This window comes from Loigolactobacillus iwatensis (assembly GCF_003950295.1).
GTDB lineage: Bacteria > Bacillota > Bacilli > Lactobacillales > Lactobacillaceae > Loigolactobacillus > Loigolactobacillus iwatensis.
The window spans coordinates 1-19187 of the sequence record NZ_RHNP01000022.1 but is presented as its reverse complement, the minus strand read 5'-3'; the positions used below and the strand labels follow the sequence as shown (position 1 = coordinate 19187).

The window sequence follows — 19187 nt, the reverse complement described above, 5'->3', positions numbered from 1 at the left end:
TAACGTGTAAATTTCGGGTAATCGCGGTTAGCTTTTGCTAGCTGAGGAAAGTCCATGCCCGCACAGACTGCGATGTCTGTAGTGTTCGTGCTTAGCCCAATAAGCTAAGGTGCTTTTTTTAAAGTAATGGCGGAATCAACTGCTAAGGATTTTATTATCTATGCAGTCATGTTCCTGAAAAGTGCCACAGTGACGATGTCGGTTGGAAACAATCGATTTGGAACGGGTAAACCCCGCGAGCGAGTAACCCAAACTTTGGTAGGGGCGTCTCATGTAAGGAATTGAACGACGCATGAGAGCAGATTCTTATCTGCAGATAGATGATTACCCTCGAAACATTTTTCCTGAAGGTGTTTACGAGACGAAACATGGCTTATAGAAATTTACACGCTATCAGGATGGCCCTCCTTTATGGAGGGTTTTTCATTAGGTAAAAATTAGTGGGTGTCAGAGGATCGTTTTAAAAAAAAACGCATTTTATTGCACGTGCAAAATAAAAATAAATAGCAAAAGAAATTGGAGTAAATAATGACAACTTATAATTTAATTGCGACCACTGCTAGTGGAATCGAAGCTTTGGCAGCGGATGAACTAAAATCACTAGGCTATAAAGGACGAACAGAAAATGGTCGTGTACGGTTTCAAGGTAATCTAGAAGATATTATTTGGACCAATCTTTGGCTACGAACGGCCGATCGGGTAAAAATTATTATTGGTGAATTTGATGCAATCACGTTTGATAGCTTATTTGAACAAGTCAAGGCCTTACCATGGGATCAATATTTACCCTTAGACGCCGAGTTTCCAGTAGCAGGTAAGTCAATTAAATCTAAGTTATACAGTGTTTCGGATGTACAACGTTTAACGAAAAAAGCAATTGTTGAAAAAATGAGTTCTGTTTATCATCGCAGCTCACGCTTACCAGAAACAGGCGCACTATTTTCCTTAGAAGTCGCAATTTTGAAAAACCACGTGATGTTAACTTTGGATACTACTGGTAGCAGCCTGTTTAAACGTGGTTATCGGGTTGAGAAGGGTAATGCACCACTAAAAGAGAATATGGCGGCCGCATTAGTTAAATTAACCAATTGGCACACAGATATGCCATTTTTGGATCCCGTTTGTGGTTCAGGAACAATACCAATTGAGGCGGCCTTAATCGGGTTAAACATTGCCCCTGGTTTGAAGCGTCAATTTGCGTTTGAAAATTGGGATTGGGTGGATAATACGCTAGTGACGCAAAAACGCCAAGCAGCAGAGGCTGAGCGAAATAATGATGTTGTCCTTGATATTATGGGCGCCGATATTGATCAAAATATGATTGATATAGCAAAACTAAATGCCAACGAGGCCGGTGTATTACACGATATAACGTTTAAACAGGTTGCCGTGCAGGATTTTCGAACGGAAAAGAAGAATGGTGTCTTAGTTGCCAACCCACCGTACGGGGAACGCTTGAGTGATCAGGAAAGCGTGCGTGTCTTATACCAGCAAATGGGCGACATTTATCGCCCATTAACATCATGGAGTAAGTACATCTTAACTAGCGATCTTCAATTTGAAAGTTATTATGGGGCTAAGGCAACTAAACGCCGTAAGCTGTATAATGGGGCTTTGCGAACAGATTTATTCCAGTATTGGGGTAAACGTGAACATTAAAAAATAATTTTTTAAATGAAAGGTAAGGACCGAACAAGTTCTTGCCTTTTTATTTTGCACCAATATTGGGTAGTAAAGATGAGCTTATCATAAAAGCAAGTTAAAATAAATAAGTTACTTTAACTTTAGACTAAAACAAAATCAAACCCAAAACCTATAAACAAAAAGCTTTACTTACTTTAAATAAGTTGATATACTGTTTTTAACTTGTTAAGGGAGTGTGTTAATTAATGAATACAGAATTTTTAGACTTACTGAAGAAACGCCGGTCAATCTATGCTTTAGGCAAAGACGTAAAATTTTCTGAAAAGGAAATTGCTGATTTAATTAAACAGGTTGTTCGCGAAGTTCCAACGGCTTTTAACGGTCAATCTACACGTGCCGTTGTGTTATTTGGTGCTAAGCACGATCAGCTCTGGGATATTGTCGTTGATCGCTTAAAATCAGAAGTACCAACTGAACAGGCCTACGAAAATACAAAGAAAAAGATTGCCGGCTTTAAAGCAGCATTTGGAACTGTTCTTTTTTATAAAGATACCGAAGTTGTTACAAAACTTGAAAATTCATTTGAATTGTACGCCGATAATTTTGCTAACTGGGCAGAACAAACACAGGGGAGTACGCAGATGAGCGTTTGGACAATGTTGGCCGAAAACAACATTGGTGCTAGCTTACAGCACTACAATCCACTAATTGATGATCTTGTGCGAGATGCTTTTGATATTCCTGCTAACTGGGAATTACGTGCAGAAATGCCTTTTGGCTCAATTGAGGCTCCTGCCAACGATAAAGACTATATGGATGATGAAAAGCGCTTCAAAATCCTTAAATAACTTAAAAAAGCCTAAAAAATAAGTGAATCGACTTGATTCACTTATTTTTTTGTGTTTAATTGTTTAAAGAGTGCATTTTGTGCTAATTGATGCGGACCCTTATTTTGATGATCTGGCCGCCACTTATGAAAGACTAATTGAAATCGTCGTTCTAGGGCCAAAATATCTTCAACTTGCGTTTCATAATGTTTGGCGTAACGTTTTTCCAAACTTTGAAAAACCAGCTTACTATCAGTAATAAGACAAATGGTGTTTGTCGTTAAATTACGTGCTAATAACGCTTGAAAGCCAAGTTTAGCGGCAGCAAATTCGGCCTGATGGTTGGTTAAATCGGGTAACACCTGACTGATCTGGATATTATAACCATCTCCAGAAATAATGATTCCAGCACCACTGGGACCTGGATTACCTTTAGTGGCAGCATCAATTGCTAACGTCAGCATAACTTGTTCTCCTTATAAAATAAAATTGAGGTGCTCTTTTGCAAAAAAATAATGACCGCTATTTTTACCAGCCAGATCTTTACTCTATGATTATTTTTTGGTCATGGACTTTTGTGCTACTCTTTATTAGTGGAACAGGTTGGCTAGAAATTACGCACGTTCAGTGGTTTACGATTGCAATGTTTATTCTTTTCTTACTCATTGCCTTCTTAGGAATTTGGCGGCGCCAGCTGATTGTTGATCAAAAACAACAAACGATTACATTACAGGGTGTATTGCCTGGACAAAAACGAGTTCTGCTCTTCAAACAAATCAGTCAAGTGCGGCAACAAAAGCACCGCCTAATTTTCACGGTTGAACCTGTGAAACAACAATTTAGTATCCACGTTGGTCAAAGGGCACAACACCGAATTATTAAGTTATTAAGCTAAAATAAGGGAGTGGGAAAAATTCGATTTTGGCCCGTGTTCTAGAGCAATGTTCGGAACCAATAAGAGGCTAGGACTTTTGTCCCAGCCTCATTTTTATTCGTTTGTTTGTTTTTTAACGTTTGCGGCCTGTAGACCACGCGCGCCTTCTTTAATTTCAAATTCAACTGCATCACCAGGTGACAATGTTTTAAAACCATCCGCAACAATTGCCGTAAAATGAACAAAGATTTCGTCGTCGTTATCACCATACGAAATGAATCCATAGCCTTTTTGAGAACTGAACCATTCTACTGTTCCTCGTTGCATTAAGAATCCCTCCAGTTTTTAACTTGTGATGCACAATTAATTATAGTGATGATTAGGGCCAACGTCAATGGAACTGTTTGTGGGCTTTTACAAGCGAAATAAAGCGTGTATACTTTAGATATTCTTTTGTGGAGAGGTGTTTTTATTGTCAGATATTGAAATCGCACAGAAAAATGAAAAAGAGGAAATGTTACCAGTACGACAGATAGCTGAGAAAATTGGTTTGCAAGATTCAGATATTGAGCTCTACGGTGATTATAAGGCTAAGGTCAAATTGGCTGCCTTAAAGAATCGCTCGGTTTCCAAAAATCATAAATTAATTTTGGTGACATCAATCAATCCAACTCCGGCTGGCGAGGGGAAATCAACCGTAACGATTGGTTTAGGTGACGCCTTAAATCAATTAAATAAACAAACGATTATTGCACTACGGGAACCATCATTAGGACCAGTTATGGGGATTAAGGGCGGTGCCACTGGCGGTGGTTACGCACAGGTTGTGCCAATGGAAGATATTAATTTACATTTCACTGGTGATATGCACGCGCTAACTAGTGCCAATAATACACTGGCTGCCTTGATTGATAATCATATCCAGCAAGGTAATGAGCTTGATATTGATCAGCGCCGAATTTCTTGGAAACGGGCGCTGGATATTAACGATCGAGCATTGCGAAATGTTGTTATTGGACTAGGTGGTCCTTTCCAGGGGGTTCCCCGGGAAGATGGTTTCAATATTACGGTTGCCAGTGAATTAATGGCTATTTTATGCCTGGCCACCAGTATTACCGATCTCAAACAACGAATTGCCAAAATTGTGATTGGCTATACTCATAAAAAACAACCAGTGACCGTTGCCGATTTAAAAGTCCAGGGTGCAATTGCAATGTTGTTAAAGGACGCCTTAAAACCGAATTTAGTACAAACGTTAGAACATACACCAACCTTTATCCATGGTGGTCCATTTGCTAATATTGCCCACGGCTGTAATAGTATTTTAGCAACCACGGCGGCCTTGAAATTAGCTGATTACACAGTTACAGAGGCTGGCTTTGGTGCTGATCTTGGTGCCGAAAAGTTTTTGGATATCAAGGTGCCTAAATTAGGCAAGCACCCTGATGCCGTCGTAATTGTGGCCACTGTTCGTGCTTTAAAGTACAATGGTGGGACTTCGCTAGCCGATTTACAAACGGAAAACATTCAAGCTTTGGAACAGGGTTTCGTTAATTTGAAACGCCATATCCAAAATATGCAACAATACGGTCTACCAGTAACGGTTTCAATCAATGAGTTCGTCTCGGACACACCTGCTGAAATCAAGCGGCTTCAAGAATTATGCCATGAATTAGGTGTTACGGCCGTTGAAACCAAGGTTTGGGCCGATGGCGGCAAGGGTGGCTTAACACTTGCCAAGGCAGTTTTGGCTTCGTTAGAACAGCCTGTGACCTACCACGCCTTATACGATAATAATTCAGCAATAACGGATAAAGTAGCGACAATTGTTAAAAAGATTTATGGTGGCGATGGTGTCGAATACGACACGAAAGCATTACGCCAAATTAAAACCTTTACTGAAAATGGATGGGATAAATTGCCCGTTTGTATGGCTAAGACGCAGTATTCCTTTACTGATGATCCTAAAAAATTAGGGGCTCCTGAACATTTTAAAATCCACATTCGTGAATTTGTTCCTGATTTAGGTGCTGGCTTTATTGTTGCGCTAACCGGAAACGTTTTAACAATGCCCGGTTTACCAAAGAAACCTGCTGCCCTAAACATGGATATCAGCGAAGATGGCGTTATTACGGGATTGTTCTAAATGGCAACCATTTTGCCAAAGGAGCTCTTAAATCGTGGCGAAAAGACGGTAACGGGAAATTTGGAAGGTCTCGTACCAGGTAACGGAAGTTTGACTCCAAAATTTATTTTGGTGGGTGAAGCACCGGGAGAAACCGAAGTAACGACCCGAAAGCCGTTTACCGGCCGCGCTGGAATTGAATTGGATAAAATGCTTGCTGAACTAGGTGTAAGCCGGCAAACAGTATATATTACCAGTGCTTTACGGAGTCGACCGTTTAAACTAGTTACAAAAAGATCAAAGCGAACGGGAGAAAATTACAAAAAAAAAGATAACCGACCACCAACGCAGGCTGAACTAAAGCGGCAAGCCTTTTTGATTGATTATGAACTGGCTAATTTACCAACTGATTTAATAATGACAATTGGTAACACTGGATTACACCGAATACTTGGGCCCAACTATCAGGTGGGTGCTGTTCACGGTCAATTATTTACTGGTTCAATTTTGACTTACAATTATACGCAGCAGGCCTATCAACAAACGGTTAAACAATACCGCGTTTTTCCGACGTTTCATCCGGCAGCAATCTTCTATAATCACAAGTTGGCGCCGGTCCTGGCCGCTGATCTACAAATTTTTAAACAAATATTAGCTAGTAATAGCGAAGGGAGTCACTAATTTGGTGCAGTATTTTGGATTAGCCATCCTAATCATTTGTGCAGACCAAGGATTGAAATATTGGATTGTTTCGAATATTTCACTAAATCAAACGCAAACAGTCATGCCCGGCTTGCTATCTCTAACCCATTTACGTAATACCGGTGCGGCCTGGAGCATTCTTGAAGGACAGCGGTGGTTCTTTTACGTCATTACGTTAGTTGCTGTTGCCATTATCTGCTATTTGCTATTTACGCAAGGTAAAAAGAACTGGTTATTTGCACTGGGGCTAAGTTTTATGTTGGCCGGTGCCATTGGAAACTTTATTGACCGACTCAGGTTAGGCTACGTTGTCGACATGTTTCAACTAGACTTTATTAATTTTCCAATTTTTAATATTGCCGATAGTTCACTGACAATTGGTGTTATTTTGATATTTTGCTATTTAATTTTCTTTGACGAAAAACGGGGGACAACGGCGTGAGCACAACAGAATTAACGTTAACAATTACTACTGAAAAGGGTCGAATTGATAAGGTGATTAGTGACCATTTTTCGGCCTACTCACGTTCGCAAGTACAGCACTGGCTTAAGGCCGAACTCGTTCAGGTAAATGATGTTGTCGTTAAGGCAAAGTATAAAGTTGTTCCAAATGATCACGTCAAAGTGGCAGTACCAGAACCAATTCATCTAGACGTTGTAGCACAAAATATTCCGTTGGATATTGTTTATGAAGATAACGATGTTGTCGTGGTCAATAAGCCGCAAGGTATGGTGGTTCACCCAGCAGCCGGCCATCCTGATGGCACATTGGTTAACGCACTTTTATATCACTGCGAGTTATCGTCCATTAATGGCGTCATTCGCCCTGGTATTGTTCACCGAATCGACAAGGATACTTCGGGTTTATTAATGGTTGCTAAAAATGATCAGGCCCATTTGAGCTTAGCAGCCCAGTTGAAGGCCAAGACCACAATTCGTGAATATATTGCGCTAGTACACGGTGTTATCAAAGAAGAACAAGGTACGATTGATGCACCTATTGCCCGAGCTAAAAATGATCGGAAGAAACAGGCCGTAGTTAGTACCGGGAAACACGCGGTCACTCATTTTACAGTGTTGGAACGATTTGAAAACTTTACGCTAGTCAAATGTATTTTGGAAACTGGTCGAACCCACCAAATTCGGGTGCACATGAAATATATTGGCCATCCTTTAGCGGGTGATCCGCTTTACGGACCAAAAAAGACGTTAAAGGGAAATGGTCAATTTTTACACGCTGCTAAATTAGGCTTTCGCCATCCCACAACAGATAAATTAATGATTTTTGAACGGCCAATTCCGGAAATCTTCCAGCAAACTTTAACTAAATTACGGCAAACTAAACTTGACAGAACTAGGTAGGTCAAGTAAGCTTGTGGTAATCAAAATTAAATAAGATCCTTTAAGTTAGTCCCGTGAGGCTAAGAAGGAACTATCATAATTAGTCATAAACGCTAACTAAAAACGATAGAACCTCCTACCAACCGGGCAGGAGGTTCTTTTTTTATGGAAGGCGGACTTATTATGGCGGAAAAAGAAGTTGTTGATGGCGTAACAATGAAACGTGCTCTAACACGAATTACCTACGAAATCATCGAGCAAAATAAAGGCTTGGCTGATTTAGTTTTAATCGGGATTAAAACGCGGGGCATATACTTGGCCCAACGAATCGCCGATCGAATGAAGCAGTTAGAAGGCATGGACGTTCCGGTTGGCGTATTAGATATTACACTTTACCGTGATGATTTACACAAAGCTGGAACGGAGGAACCAACTGTTAACGGCTCACAAATTCCAGTTTCAATCGAAGGTAAGCACGTGATCCTAGTTGATGACGTTCTATTTACTGGCCGAACAACGCGGGCCGCTCTTGATGCCTTAATGAACATTGGCCGACCTAAAAAGATTTCCTTAGCTGTCTTAGTTGACCGAGGACATCGTGAGTTGCCAATTCGGGCCGATTTTGTTGGCAAAAATATTCCAACATCCATTCACGAACAAATTAAAGTTTCCGTTGATGAAGTTGATCACCGCGACGGAATCGCCATTGAAAAATTAAATTAACCAAAAAACGATTTAATTGACTCCTGTGAGAGCAAAATAGTTTATTGGTCCGCCTTTCGTACGGCCAATAGCAACTTGCAGACTCACTAAGTACTGATGATGCAAGTCGCTATTTTTTTATGAGGTTGGATCAAGAAGGGAAGTTTCATTATGGAAGAAGACAAACAGAATCAACATGCTGTACTTGATATTCACGATCGACCGAAGCCATTACAATGGTTTGGTTTATCATTACAACATTTATTCGCCATGTTTGGTTCAACGGTTTTAGTCCCAATTTTAGTTGGTATCAACCCTGGGATTGCATTAATTAGTTCGGGGATTGGCACTTTAGTATACATGCTAGTTACTCAGGCTAAAATTCCGGCTTACCTTGGCTCAAGTTTTGCCTTTATTGTCGCAATGCAGGTTCTAATGAAGTCCGATGGCTACCCGGCAATTGCTCAGGGCAGTATTGCAGTTGGTCTAGTTTACCTAATTGTTGCCTTATTGATTAGGCGTATCGGCTCCGCTTGGATTGATCGCGTACTACCGCCAATTGTTGTTGGACCAGTAGTTATGGTAATCGGTCTTTCTTTGGCAGGTAACGCAGCCAAGGACGCCATGATGAATAACGGTCATTATGATTTAAAATTTTTCATTGTTGCGCTTGTTACTTTGGCCTTAACGATCGCCTTTAATATGTTTACTAAAGGTTTTCTAAGCTTGATTCCCATTTTACTAGGAATTGTTGGCGGATATATTGTTGCGGTACTCTTTGGCATTGTTAACTTTACGCCGGTGCTAAACGCCCATTGGTTTGCCATGCCGGCCTTCGAAATTCCTTTTGTCAGTTATAAGCCAAAGTTTTATCTTGGGGCCATTTTAGGCATGGCACCAATTGCTTTTGTCACGATGACTGAACACATGGGTCACATCATGGTATTAGATAAACTGACTAACCGGAACTTTTTTAAGGATCCAGGCTTACACCGCACACTATCAGGTGACGGCTTAGCCTCAATTATTGCCGGTTTTATCGGTGGACCACCTGTAACCAGTTATGGGGAAAATATCGGCGTACTGGCAATAACTAGGGTATACAGTGTATTTGTTCTTGGTGGTGCGGCAGTTCTGGCTATTATCTTCGGTTTTATCGGCAAAATTAGTGCCTTAATTATGAGCATTCCTAGTCCAGTAATCGGTGGCATCAGTTTCTTGCTTTTCGGTGTTATTGCGGCCAACGGTTTACGGATCTTAATTGATAACCGGGTTAATTTTGATGAAAAACGTAACTTAATGATTGCTTCTACCGTTTTAGTCATCGGTATTGGTGGAGCCTACCTTCAGTTAGGTGACTTCCAATTAACTGGTGTGGCCTTAGCAACCATTCTAGGTATTTTATTGAACCTTATTTTACCAAAACAGGCTTTAAATGAAGTGGAGGATAACGATGATGAAAGTACTCGCTAACATGCCAGAATTTCAGTCGATTGTCTCAATGCAGGATTTAGACGTAGCCGAGGTTGAACAACTAATTAGCCGGGCAGAAGATTTTAAGGCCGGTGCTCAATTAAAATTAACTGAACCAGTTTACGTCAGTAATTTATTCTTTGAAAACAGCACTCGTACCCACACCAGTTTTGAAATGGCCGAACGAAAACTTGGTTTGACCGTTATTAACTTTGACCCGCAGGCAAGCTCGATGAGTAAAGGGGAAACCTTACACGATACGGCCTTATCCCTTGATGCAGTAGGCGTTAATCTGCTAGTCGTTCGCCATCCACAAAACGATTACTATAATGAATTACTTGGTCACGCCGATTTATCCTTGGGACTGATTAATGCCGGTGATGGCAGTGGTGAGCATCCTTCGCAAAGTTTGCTGGATATGATGACAATTGCTGAACAGTTCGGTGACTTCACTGGATTGCGGGTTGCAATCATTGGTGATTTGACCCATTCGCGAGTTGCCCGATCTAACATGGAAATTTTGCAACGATTAGGTGCTGAGCTCTTTTTCTCTGGTCCTAAGGCCTGGTATAGTCAAGAATTTGCCCAATATGGTACTTATCTGCCAATTGATGATTTAGTCGAAAAAACCGACGTTATGATGTTACTCCGGGTTCAGCATGAACGCCATCCAGGTGAACAGGCATTTGATACCCAGTCCTACTTTGAACGTTACGGTCTAACTAAAGAGCGTGCTAGTCGTCTACCAGAACAAGCAATTATTATGCATCCCGGCCCGGTTAATCGCAATGTTGAACTAGCAAGTGACTTAGTTGAAGGTAAACAATCGCGTTTTGTGACGCAAATGCAAAATGGTGTTTATATGCGCATGGCCATGCTGGAAAGTGTTTTACGGGGAAATCATTTAGGAGGATTAGTATGACAGAGACGATCTTAAAAAATGGCCAAGTTTGGTTAGATGGACACTTACAAACCTGTGATTTACTGCTTGAAAACACTAAAATCAAAGCTATTGGTCAAAATTTAACTAGTCCAGCTGCAAAGATAATCGATGTTAGTAACCAGCTAGTTGCACCTGGGTTAGTTGATCTGCACGTTCATTTGCGTGACCCTGGCCAAACTACCAAAGAAACAATTAGAACTGGCAGTTTAGCAGCGGCTCACGGTGGTTTCACCACAATTGGGGCAATGCCCAACGTCACACCAGTCCCAGATACCGCGGCCCAAATTGCGACTTTGGTTGCCCGTAACGCTAATGAAGGCGTTGTTCATATTAAACAATACGCTCCGATTACAAAACAACGGCAGGCTGGGGCGTTGACAGATTTTGCGGCCATGAAAGCTGCTGGGGCCTTTGCCGTTTCCAACGATGGTTCGGGCGTTCAAGATGCTGGTAGCATGTACCAAGCATTAAAGGCGGCACAAGTTAATGGTTTACCGCTGGCAGCGCACGTTGAAGAAGACAAATTATTATTTGGCGGCGTCATGAATGCTGGGGCATCCGCTAAGAGACTTGGTCTCCCTGGAATAATTAATGCAGCCGAAACCAGTCAGTTAGCCCGTGATTTGGAATTAGCTCAGCAGACAGGTGCACATTACCATATGTGTCACGTATCAACAGCAGAAAGTGTCCGGCTAATTCGCCAAGCCAAAGCGGCAGGGATCAAAGTTACTTGTGAAGTCACGCCACACCATTTGTTACTTAGTGACGATATGATAAAAGGTGACGACGCTAATTTTAAAATGAATCCACCTTTACGCAGTGAACAGGATCGCCAAGCCTTAGTGGCCGGCTTATTGGATGGGACAATTGACTGTATTGCAACGGACCACGCGCCACATACAGCAGTAGAAAAACAACAAGGTTTTCTAAAGTCACCATTTGGGATCGTGGGTAGTGAAACTGCTTTCAGCTTACTTTACACACATTTTGTGAAGGAAAATATTTTCAGTCTCAATCAGTTGCTAAATTGGTTAAGCGCCAAACCGGCTCAAATTTTTGGCCTAAAAAATACTGGTTATCTTGGATTAGGGACGGTAGCAGATATTGCAGTTTTTGATTTAAACACTGCCACAACCATTGCACCAGATACATTTTTATCAAAGGGACATAATAGTCCGTTTATTGGGCAAAGCATTTTCGGAACAACAACTTTAACGTTAGTTGCCGGTAAAGTAGCTTACCAGAAGGGTGGCACAACCAAATGAAACGATACTTAATTTTGGCCGATGGTTCAATTTTTGAAGGGGAAGGTTTTGGAGCACCAACAACGACGACTGGTGAAATTGTTTTTAACACTGGTATGAGTGGTTATCAAGAAACCATCACTGATCAGTCCTACAATGGAGAAATTATTGCCTTTACTTACCCGTTAATTGGTAATTACGGCATTAATCGTGACGATTATGAATCAATTGCCCCAACTTGTAAGGGTGTCGTAGTTCACGAGGCCGCCCGTCTGGCTAGTAATTGGCGTAATCAATTATCACTAGATGAATTTTTGAAGCAAAAAAAGATTCCGGGGATTACCGGAATTGATACCCGCCGGTTGACTAAACGCCTACGAACTGAAGGAACAATGAAGGCAAGTATTGTGGACACGGCTGATGAACACGCCTTCGACCAATTAAATGCCTTAGTCTTACCAAAGAATCAAGTTCAGCAAGTTTCAACGACCAAACCATTTCCTAGTCCGGCGACTGGAAAAAACGTGGTTGTTATTGACTTTGGGCTTAAACATAGTGTGTTGCGGGAATTATCAAAACGGCAGTGCAATTTAACGGTCATGCCGTATAACACAACGGCTGAAGAAATCATCCAGCTGGCACCAGATGGCGTCTTGCTATCAAATGGCCCTGGTGATCCGAAAGATGTTCCAGAGGCCTTGGAGATGATTCGCGGCATTCAGGGTAAGATCCCACTGTTTGGCATTTGCCTTGGCCACCAACTATTTGCACTAGCAAACGGTGCCGATACCTATAAAATGAAATTCGGGCACCGGGGCTTTAACCATCCAGTTCGAGAGATCGCGACTGGACGGATTGATTTTACATCACAAAATCATGGTTACGCTGTTGATGCCCATTCAATTAACAAGGATAATTTGCTTATCACCCACATCGAGATTAATGATGGTACGGTGGAAGGGTTACGCCACCGTCAGTACCCAGCCTTTTCAGTTCAATTTCATCCCGACGCAACTCCGGGACCACACGACGCAGACCATTTATTTGACGAGTTCATGGAAATGATGGACGCATTTGCAAAAAGGAGTCGAGAAAATGCCTAAAAGAACAGATATTCATAAAATCATGGTCATTGGCTCTGGCCCCATTATTATTGGCCAGGCGGCAGAATTTGATTATTCTGGGACCCAAGCTTGTTTGGCCTTGCGCGAAGAAGGTTACGAAACGGTTCTTGTTAATTCCAATCCAGCGACGATTATGACGGACAAAGAAATCGCCGATCACGTTTACATTGAACCGATCACATTGGAGTTTGTTTCGCGGATTCTGAGAAAAGAATTACCCGACGCAATTTTACCAACCTTAGGCGGGCAGCAAGGTTTAAATATGGCAATGGAACTGTCCTCGGCCGGTATTCTTGATGAATTACATATCGAATTGTTAGGCACCAAGCTATCTGCCATTGATCAGGCAGAAGACCGGGAACTTTTTAAGAATTTAATGCAAAAATTAAATGAACCAATTCCGTCTTCGCAAAGCGTGACAACCGTTGAAGCAGCGCTTAAATTTGCCGGAAAAATTGGGTACCCAGTGATCGTTCGCCCGGCCTTTACAATGGGCGGTACTGGTGGTGGTATTTGTAACAATGCCGCCGAATTAACCGAAATTGCCACGAACGCGTTAAAATTATCGCCAATTACGCAGGCGTTGATTGAACAGAGTATTGCCGGTTTTAAAGAGATTGAATATGAAGTAATGCGCGACGCCGCCGATAATGCACTGGTGGTCTGCAATATGGAAAATATTGATCCCGTTGGAATTCATACCGGCGATTCGATTGTAACCGCTCCAGTTCAAACTTTGTCGGACAAAGAAGTTCAGATGTTAAGGGACGCTTCCCTGAAAATTATTCGGGCACTTAAAATTGAAGGTGGCTGTAACGTTCAATTGGCGTTAGATCCTGATAGTTTTAAGTATTACATTATTGAAGTTAATCCTCGTGTTTCCCGTTCATCGGCGTTGGCCTCCAAGGCAACGGGTTACCCAATTGCCAAAATTGCTTCTAAAATTGCGGTTGGTCTAACTTTGGATGAAATTAAAAATCCAATAACGGGAACAACTTACGCTGAATTTGAACCAACTTTAGACTACGTAGTCACTAAGATTCCCCGTTTTCCATTTGATAAATTCACTAAAGGCGAACGGCGCCTAGGAACACAAATGAAGGCTACTGGTGAGGCCATGGCAATCGGTCGTAATTTTGAAGAGTCCATCTTAAAGGCGGTTCGTTCATTAGAAATTGGGACAATTCACATTGAAATACCAGAGCTTGCAAAGGTCAGTGATGATGATTTAACTGAAAAATTAATTCATCCCCAAGATGATCGTTTATTTTACTTAACTGAGGCTTTACGGCGCGGTTATAAAATTGATGAATTGGCCGAATTAACTAAAATTGATCTGTTCTTCTTGGATAAATTAAGTCACATTATTGAACTTGAAAATGCTTTGAAAGACCATAAGGGCGATTTAGACCTATTAAAAACAGCTAAGAAAAACGGCTTTACTGATTATGAAGTTAGTCAGCTCTGGCATATTCCGGCTGATCAAATTCGAGAAATGCGTCGTGAAGCAAAGATCTGGCCCGTTTACAAAATGGTTGACACATGTGCGGCGGAATTTGAGTCACAAACGCCGTATTACTACAGTACCTTTGAAGATGAAAATGAAAGTATTGTGAGTCCGCGCCCATCTGTTTTAGTACTTGGCGCTGGGCCAATCAGAATTGGTCAGGGTGTTGAATTTGATTACGCAACGGTTCATTCAGTTAAGGCCATTCAAAAGGCGGGCTATGAAGCCATCATTATGAACAACAATCCAGAAACGGTTTCAACCGACTTTTCAGTTTCAGATAAACTTTATTTTGAACCTTTGACGATTGAAGACGTTATGAACGTCATTGATTTGGAAAAACCAGTGGGCGTTATTGTCCAATTTGGTGGTCAAACCGCCATTAATTTGGCCGAACCTTTAGCTAAGGCAGGCGTCAAAATTCTTGGTACAACGGTAACTGATTTGAATCGGGCCGAGGATCGTGAGGCCTTTGACCAAATCATTCAACAATTAAAAATACCCCAGCCAACTGGTGCCACGGCCACAACCAAAGAAGCGGCCGTCGCAATTGCCAAACGGATTGGCTATCCCGTTTTAATCCGCCCAAGCTATGTTTTAGGTGGTCGGGCAATGGAGATTGTTGAAAACCAGACCGAATTAGAAACTTATATTCGTGATGCTGTAAAAGTTTCCCATGAGCACCCGGTCTTGATCGATCGTTACTTAGTAGGTAAAGAATGCGAAGTTGACGTTATTTCTGACGGTGAACACGTTTTATTGCCGGGAATTATGGAACATATTGAACGCGCTGGAGTACATTCTGGTGATTCAATCGCCGTTTACCCGCCACAAACTTTTTCTGATAACGTGATTCAACAAATTGTGCACCACGCTGAACAATTGGCCGTTGCACTAAACTGCATTGGCATAATGAATATTCAATTTATTGTGCAAGACGAGATTGTTTATGTACTGGAAGTTAATCCGCGAGCAAGTCGAACGGTCCCATTTTTAAGTAAGGTGACCGGCATTTCAATGGCCCAAGTTGCCACTCAGGTTATTCTAGGTGCGAAATTACCTGAATTAGGCTATGAAGATGGTCTGCATAAAGCAGGCAAGATGGTACACGTTAAGGCGCCAGTCTTCTCTTTTTCTAAATTAAATAACGTGGATAGCTTGCTTGGCCCAGAAATGAAATCAACTGGTGAAGTCATGGGTAGTGACGTCACGGTAGAAAAAGCCCTCTATAAGGCATTTGAAGCCAGTAAACTACATTTGCCAGATTTTGGAACGGTACTGTTTACAATCGCGGATCATGATAAAAAAGAAGCACTTGCCTTGGCCAAACGGTTCCGGGAAATTGGTTACCGCGTAATGGCAACAAAGGGAACGGCCGAGTTCTTTAAATCTGCAAAATTACGGGTTAACGAGGTTACTAAGATCAAGGAAACGGCAGGTTCAAAACAACAAAATATCCTTGATATCATTGCGGCTGGGCAGGTTCAAGTTGTTATCAATACAATGGATCAAGACCGCGACGTTGCTTCTGATGGCTTCCAAATCCGGCAAGATGCCATTGAACACGGAATTCCATTGTTCACATCACTGGATACTGCTGGTGCCATCTTGCGCGTGCTAGAATCACGCTCATTTACGACAAAAGCACTCTAAGTAAGGGAGACGATTGAGCTAATGGATACACGACCAATTATTGCCTTGGACTTTCCTAATCAGGCTACAGTAACGACATTTCTACACCAATTTCCCCAAGGCCAGCCGTTGTTTGTTAAAATTGGCATGGAATTATTTTATAGTGCTGGTCCAGATATTGTGCGTGCACTAGTGGCTGCTGGTCACGACGTTTTCTTGGATTTAAAACTCTATGACATTCCACACACCGTTGAGAAGAGTATGCAGGTGTTAGGCGGCTTAGGTGTCACCATGACAAACGTCCATGCCTCTGGTGGCCGTGAGATGATGCAAGCAGCTAAGCAGGGGTTATTGTCAGGAAGTCATGGCCATAAAGTACCAAAATTAATTGCGGTAACCCAACTAACTTCCACCAATCAGATCCAGATCCAGCAAGAACAATTAATTACGGCTAGTCTAACTGAAAGTGTCACGCATTTGGCTCAACTAGCCGATCAGGCCGGTTTAGATGGTGTTGTCTGCTCCGCCCTTGAAGCGGGGACAATTAAACGTGCCACCCGGGAGGACTTCTTATGCGTCACACCAGGAATTCGTTTAACTGATACAGCCACTGACGACCAAAAACGGGTTGCAACACCTACTAATGCCGCCAAATTGGGTAGTAGTCAATTAGTTGTTGGTCGCCCAATTACGCAAGCCGCAAATCCGGTAATGGCTTATCAGAGGATTAAAAAACTTTGGGAGGAATCGCTAGTATGACACAAACTGCTGAAATAATTGCTGAGGATTTATTAAGTATCAAGGCTGTTACGTTGCAACCAAAGGAACCTTTTACTTGGGCAAGCGGCATTAAAAGTCCAATTTATACTGATAATCGTTTGACCATTAGTTATCCAAAAATTCGCCGGCACATTGCTCATGGTATTGCAGCAATTATCCGGGAAAAGTTTCCCGAGGTTGACGTCATTGCCGGAACAGCAACTGCCGGGATCCCCCACGCGGCCTGGGTAGCAGACGAACTTGATTTACCGTTAATCTACGTGCGTTCTAAACCTAAAGATCACGGCCAGGGTCGGCAAATTGAAGGTCACTTGCAACAAGGCCAACGCGTTGTTGTTATTGACGATCTGATTTCAACTGGTGGAAGTGTATTGAAGGCAGTTGCTGCTACCCAAAATGAGGGCGGCGACGTATTAGGCGTTTGCGGAATTTTCAGTTATCAATTGGCAGCAAGTCAGAAAAATTTTGCTGCGGCTAAATTGCCATTTTATACTTTGACGGATTATGACACTTTAATTGACGTTGCAGTTAGAACCGGCTATATTGACGAGAGTGATCGGCAGTTATTACATGATTGGCGTCAAGATCCTGCCAATTGGGGCTAGTTAATTAGCCCAAGAAAATAATGAAACAAAAAAACAACATTAAAGATGGAAAATAACTTCACGGAATAATCTAGCGGTAAAACGCATGGATTATTTTTTTACGAAAAATCTTTAAGTAAGACTATAAGCTTTAAGTAAGACTATAAGATAGTAAATATCCGCATTATCCAGTATTTGGTGCTTCAATAATTCGATTTAGGAGGATCTGAGCGGTTGGGACAAAAGTCCTATCCACTTACTATTTTCGACCATTACGCTAGAACGTGCGCCAAAAGTCTGGGTTCATGTGCCTAGCCATAGCCAAATATTGGATTTGGCCTACGTTATGCAGTGAACCTAAAACTGACTTTTGTCCCGCTCATTGTTTTTTTTGCTTAGTTTCTGATTAATTTGTTTGACGTAATGCTTAAAGCCCAAGTACCTAATACCCCAAATGATGACATAAATTGAAATAAATATTGGAATATAAAAGATTAGCCAAGAGACAGGAAACCAGCGGCATAAGGTAGCCAGAATGGTGAAACAAATATACGTGATAAAGAAATGAACGGTTGTTTGTCTGGTAAGACTCCAGGTTTCAATTTGAAAGACTAGGCTGGCCAGACTGAAAAGTGCGCCGATTAGACCCCAGAGAACAATGGAGAGTGTAATTGCAGTTAAGGGATTGGCGAATTGCGCCGTAAAGGATGGGGTGGAAGGCTGGTAAGAAGTACCATAATGATATGAAAAAAGAAGAGATATTACTAAACCAATTGTGATGCCAGAGGTAATTCCAAGTCCCAGAGTTAGTCCTTTACTTCTGTTTTTAAATTTCATAATCCGATTCTCCTTTTTAAGGCCGTCATGTATCTGCGCGATACCAACGCCCGCGATTGATTAGTGAGTAAGATATTGATTAAACCATTATTTGAAAGCTCTAGGTGGTCAATGTGATGATAGTTGACAATTTCACTTTTAGAAACCCGGATAAAATCACTTGGTAATATCAATTCCAATTGATACAATCTCTGTTTTAAAAGTAGTGTTTCACTTGCTATTTCGACGAAAACTCGATTGTTCTGCGCATAAATGAGCTCAATTTGATTAAACTTCAAGGGAACAATATCATCTTCACGATATCCCCATAATTGGTCTCCTGTGCCAACTAATTGGCTTGCAATTTGTTGAATTTCAGGAGTGAGTTTTTTTAAGAAAAAGTCGGTGTGTTCATCGCGTGTATCAGGGCTAACAAAAAAATTAGTTTTCATAGTGGACCTCCTTTCTTTACAAATTAAGTATATAACTTTGAATTTGCCAAATATTAAATTTAAGGTAAGTGGTCTTAAATTTAAGGTGAACGGTGTAAGCCTTAATACCAGATTGAAGGTACGTAATTGTGCGGGATTTTAAAGACTGTTGTAAATTATAAAGTTGAGTAGCGAACTTGAAGTGAACCCCCGGTATTGGACCAAAATCTAATACCGGGGGTTTTACTATGACCAAATACACTAAGCAATTTAAATTTCAGGTTGTTCAAGACTATCTGACTTCTTCGTTAGGGCTTGTATTAATGGCTCTCTGTCAAATCCTGTTGATAGCCAATTTTACGAGGCTGTGACATAAGTAAGTTTAAATAAGACGTGGCACTGGAAAAATCGAATATTCGATTTTTCCAGTGCCACGTC

The 19187-nt window shown here is 41.5% G+C and carries 19 protein-coding genes and 1 other RNA gene; 16 read left to right on the top strand and 4 right to left on the bottom strand.

The genetic code is table 11. The features are described 5' to 3' along the window. The first annotated feature begins 9 nt into the window (after positions 1-9). The 3 genes from rnpB (at position 10) to EKM98_RS06995 (ending at position 2492) form a co-directional block, all read left to right on the top strand. An RNA gene (gene rnpB, locus EKM98_RS07005) (RNase P RNA component class B) lies at positions 10-381 on the top strand. Positions 382-528: 147 nt separating this feature from the next. Continuing rightward, positions 529-1659 (top strand): THUMP domain-containing class I SAM-dependent RNA methyltransferase, encoded by a 1131-nt coding sequence (locus tag EKM98_RS07000; RefSeq protein ID WP_125981579.1) that lies wholly within the window; start codon positions 529-531, stop codon positions 1657-1659. A gap of 230 nt (positions 1660-1889) precedes the next feature. Continuing rightward, positions 1890-2492, top strand: coding sequence for a nitroreductase family protein (locus EKM98_RS06995; RefSeq protein WP_125981577.1), 603 nt, complete (start codon positions 1890-1892; stop codon positions 2490-2492). Positions 2493-2533: 41 nt separating this feature from the next. On the opposite strand, the gene EKM98_RS06990 is transcribed toward EKM98_RS06995, so the two are convergent. Continuing rightward, entirely contained in the window at positions 2534-2935 is a 402-nt protein-coding gene (locus EKM98_RS06990) for a ribonuclease HI family protein (RefSeq protein ID WP_125981575.1), read from the bottom strand. Positions 2936-2973: 38 nt separating this feature from the next. On the opposite strand from EKM98_RS06990, the gene EKM98_RS06985 reads away from it, so the two are divergent. Then, a complete protein-coding gene (locus tag EKM98_RS06985) occupies positions 2974-3366 on the top strand; it encodes an EbsA family protein (protein WP_125981573.1) in 393 nt (130 codons plus the stop codon). A 93-nt stretch (positions 3367-3459) separates the two neighbouring features. On the opposite strand, the gene EKM98_RS06980 is transcribed toward EKM98_RS06985, so the two are convergent. Beyond that, positions 3460-3672 carry a cold-shock protein gene (locus tag EKM98_RS06980; RefSeq protein ID WP_125981571.1) on the bottom strand — a complete coding sequence of 71 codons (213 nt, stop codon included), beginning with the start codon at positions 3670-3672 and terminating at the stop codon, positions 3460-3462. A gap of 145 nt (positions 3673-3817) precedes the next feature. Here EKM98_RS06980 and EKM98_RS06975 point away from each other — a divergent pair, with 145 nt between their 5' ends. The 12 genes from EKM98_RS06975 (at position 3818) to pyrE (ending at position 17523) form a co-directional block, all read left to right on the top strand. Continuing rightward, positions 3818-5491 carry a formate--tetrahydrofolate ligase gene (locus EKM98_RS06975; RefSeq protein ID WP_125981569.1) on the top strand — a complete coding sequence of 558 codons (1674 nt, stop codon included), beginning with the start codon at positions 3818-3820 and terminating at the stop codon, positions 5489-5491. Then, positions 5492-6151 (top strand): uracil-DNA glycosylase, encoded by a 660-nt coding sequence (locus EKM98_RS06970; protein WP_125981567.1) that lies wholly within the window; start codon positions 5492-5494, stop codon positions 6149-6151. A gap of 1 nt (position 6152) precedes the next feature. Further along, a complete protein-coding gene (lspA, locus tag EKM98_RS06965; protein ID WP_125981565.1) occupies positions 6153-6614 on the top strand; it encodes a signal peptidase II in 462 nt (153 codons plus the stop codon). Further along, positions 6611-7534, top strand: a complete 924-nt coding sequence (locus tag EKM98_RS06960) for an RluA family pseudouridine synthase (protein ID WP_125981563.1) — start codon at positions 6611-6613, stop codon at positions 7532-7534. The genes lspA and EKM98_RS06960 overlap by 4 nt, the downstream gene beginning before the upstream one ends. Before the next feature lie 162 nt (positions 7535-7696). Next, entirely contained in the window at positions 7697-8236 is a 540-nt protein-coding gene (gene pyrR / locus EKM98_RS06955; RefSeq protein ID WP_100071661.1) for a bifunctional pyr operon transcriptional regulator/uracil phosphoribosyltransferase PyrR, read from the top strand. Positions 8237-8386: 150 nt separating this feature from the next. Next, entirely contained in the window at positions 8387-9688 is a 1302-nt protein-coding gene (locus tag EKM98_RS06950; RefSeq protein WP_125981562.1) for a solute carrier family 23 protein, read from the top strand. Continuing rightward, positions 9669-10610: an aspartate carbamoyltransferase catalytic subunit gene (locus EKM98_RS06945; protein WP_125981560.1), complete on the top strand. Its 942-nt coding sequence runs from the start codon at positions 9669-9671 to the stop codon at positions 10608-10610. Before EKM98_RS06950 ends, EKM98_RS06945 begins: the two co-directional genes overlap by 20 nt. Then, positions 10607-11896 carry a dihydroorotase gene (locus EKM98_RS06940; protein ID WP_125981558.1) on the top strand — a complete coding sequence of 430 codons (1290 nt, stop codon included), beginning with the start codon at positions 10607-10609 and terminating at the stop codon, positions 11894-11896. The genes EKM98_RS06945 and EKM98_RS06940 overlap by 4 nt, the downstream gene beginning before the upstream one ends. Continuing rightward, positions 11893-12978 carry a carbamoyl phosphate synthase small subunit gene (locus EKM98_RS06935; protein WP_125981556.1) on the top strand — a complete coding sequence of 362 codons (1086 nt, stop codon included), beginning with the start codon at positions 11893-11895 and terminating at the stop codon, positions 12976-12978. The genes EKM98_RS06940 and EKM98_RS06935 overlap by 4 nt, the downstream gene beginning before the upstream one ends. Next, positions 12971-16159 carry a carbamoyl-phosphate synthase large subunit gene (carB, locus tag EKM98_RS06930; RefSeq protein WP_125981554.1) on the top strand — a complete coding sequence of 1063 codons (3189 nt, stop codon included), beginning with the start codon at positions 12971-12973 and terminating at the stop codon, positions 16157-16159. The genes EKM98_RS06935 and carB overlap by 8 nt, the downstream gene beginning before the upstream one ends. 21 nt (positions 16160-16180) lie before the next feature. Further along, positions 16181-16897, top strand: a complete 717-nt coding sequence (gene pyrF, locus EKM98_RS06925; RefSeq protein ID WP_125981552.1) for an orotidine-5'-phosphate decarboxylase — start codon at positions 16181-16183, stop codon at positions 16895-16897. Beyond that, a complete protein-coding gene (pyrE, locus tag EKM98_RS06920) occupies positions 16894-17523 on the top strand; it encodes an orotate phosphoribosyltransferase (protein WP_125981550.1) in 630 nt (209 codons plus the stop codon). The genes pyrF and pyrE overlap by 4 nt, the downstream gene beginning before the upstream one ends. A gap of 336 nt (positions 17524-17859) precedes the next feature. Here the strand turns inward: pyrE and EKM98_RS06915 are convergent, their stop codons facing one another. After that, positions 17860-18339, bottom strand: coding sequence for a DUF3021 domain-containing protein (locus EKM98_RS06915; RefSeq protein ID WP_125981548.1), 480 nt, complete (start codon positions 18337-18339; stop codon positions 17860-17862). Continuing rightward, a complete protein-coding gene (locus EKM98_RS06910) occupies positions 18336-18770 on the bottom strand; it encodes a LytTR family DNA-binding domain-containing protein (protein ID WP_125981546.1) in 435 nt (144 codons plus the stop codon). The genes EKM98_RS06915 and EKM98_RS06910 overlap by 4 nt, the downstream gene beginning before the upstream one ends. Positions 18771-19187: the final 417 nt, after the last annotated feature.